Below are 1,180 nucleotides of genomic sequence, written 5' to 3' on the forward strand. Positions count from 1 at the left end.
TGCGCTCTAACCAACTGAGCTACACCCCCATTATGGTGGTCTCAACAGGACTTGAACCTGTGACCCCCTGCTTGTAAGGCAGGTGCTCTCCCAACTGAGCTATGAGACCTTTTAAGTGGTGCCCAAAGGCGGAATCGAACCACCGACACGGGGATTTTCAGTCCCCTGCTCTACCGACTGAGCTATCTGGGCATATTTTATGGCGGAAGATCAGAGATTCGAACTCTGAAGCCTTGCGGCGCCGGTTTTCAAGACCGGTTCCTTACCAATTAGGATAACCTTCCAACCTTAGAAACACTTATTTAAATAATGGTACCCCGTAGGGGAATCGAACCCCTGTTTCCAGAGTGAAAATCTGATGTCCTTACCACTGAACGAACGGGGCAGTGGTGGATCCAGCTGGAGTCGAACCAGCGACCACTCGGTTATGAGCCGAGTGCTCTGACCAACTGAGCTATGGATCCAATTTTTTATGGCGTGTCTGAAGAGATTCGAACTCCTGACCCACGCCTTAGAAGGGCGTTGCTCTATCCAGCTGAGCTACAGACACATAAATGGTGCGTCATACAGGATTTGAACCTGTGGCAACACGATTAAAAGTCGTGTGCTCTACCAACTGAGCTAATGACGCATCTTTGGAGCGGGAAACGAGGGTCGAACTCGCGACATTCAGCTTGGAAGGCTGACGCTCTACCAACTGAGCTATTCCCGCATATCTTATTTAATTTTTGGTGGCGGGGGAAGGATTTGAACCTGCGACCTTCGGGTTATGAGCCCGACGAGCTACCAGACTGCTCTACCCCGCGTTATAAGTGGTGCCTAGAGCCGGAATCGAACCGGCACGGTAACTAAATACCACAGGATTTTAAGTCCTGTGCGTCTACCTGTTCCGCCATCCAGGCATTTGTAAACGCTTAAAGCTATTATGGCGGGAGTGACGAGGGTCGAACTCGCGACCTCATGCGTGACAGGCATGCGCTCTAACCAACTGAGCTACACCCCCATTATGGTGGTCTCAACAGGACTTGAACCTGTGACCCCCTGCTTGTAAGGCAGGTGCTCTCCCAACTGAGCTATGAGACCTTTTAAGTGGTGCCCAAAGGCGGAATCGAACCACCGACACGGGGATTTTCAGTCCCCTGCTCTACCGACTGAGCTATCTGGGCATTATTTTATGGCG

Annotated in this window: 13 tRNA genes; all 13 read right to left on the reverse strand. The window is 51.3% G+C overall.

The features are described from left to right. Positions 1-33: 33 nt before the first annotated feature. Positions 34-109 (reverse strand) — tRNA-Val (locus FMAG_RS08025). 7 nt (positions 110-116) lie between these two features. Then, positions 117-192: transfer RNA gene (locus FMAG_RS08030), tRNA-Phe, on the reverse strand. 8 nt (positions 193-200) lie between these two features. Then, positions 201-284: transfer RNA gene (locus FMAG_RS08035), tRNA-Ser, on the reverse strand. 26 nt (positions 285-310) lie between these two features. After that, positions 311-385: transfer RNA gene (locus tag FMAG_RS08040), tRNA-Glu, on the reverse strand. Positions 386-387: 2 nt separating this feature from the next. After that, positions 388-464, reverse strand: a tRNA-Ile gene (locus FMAG_RS08045). 9 nt (positions 465-473) lie between these two features. Then, positions 474-550, reverse strand: a tRNA-Arg gene (locus FMAG_RS08050). A 5-nt stretch (positions 551-555) separates the two neighbouring features. Next, positions 556-631, reverse strand: a tRNA-Lys gene (locus tag FMAG_RS08055). Between the two features lie 5 nt (positions 632-636). Next, positions 637-712: transfer RNA gene (locus FMAG_RS08060), tRNA-Gly, on the reverse strand. 17 nt (positions 713-729) lie between these two features. Then, positions 730-806 (reverse strand) — tRNA-Met (locus FMAG_RS08065). Positions 807-813: 7 nt separating this feature from the next. Beyond that, positions 814-902, reverse strand: a tRNA-Leu gene (locus tag FMAG_RS08070). Positions 903-926: 24 nt separating this feature from the next. Continuing rightward, a tRNA-Asp gene (locus FMAG_RS08075) sits at positions 927-1,003 on the reverse strand. A gap of 4 nt (positions 1,004-1,007) precedes the next feature. Further along, positions 1,008-1,083, reverse strand: a tRNA-Val gene (locus FMAG_RS08080). Between the two features lie 7 nt (positions 1,084-1,090). Further along, a tRNA-Phe gene (locus FMAG_RS08085) sits at positions 1,091-1,166 on the reverse strand. Between the last annotated feature and the right edge of the window lie 14 nt (positions 1,167-1,180).

Origin of the sequence: Fusobacterium mortiferum ATCC 9817, assembly GCF_000158195.2 — a bacterium.
Classification (GTDB): Bacteria; Fusobacteriota; Fusobacteriia; order Fusobacteriales; family Fusobacteriaceae; genus Fusobacterium_A; species Fusobacterium_A mortiferum.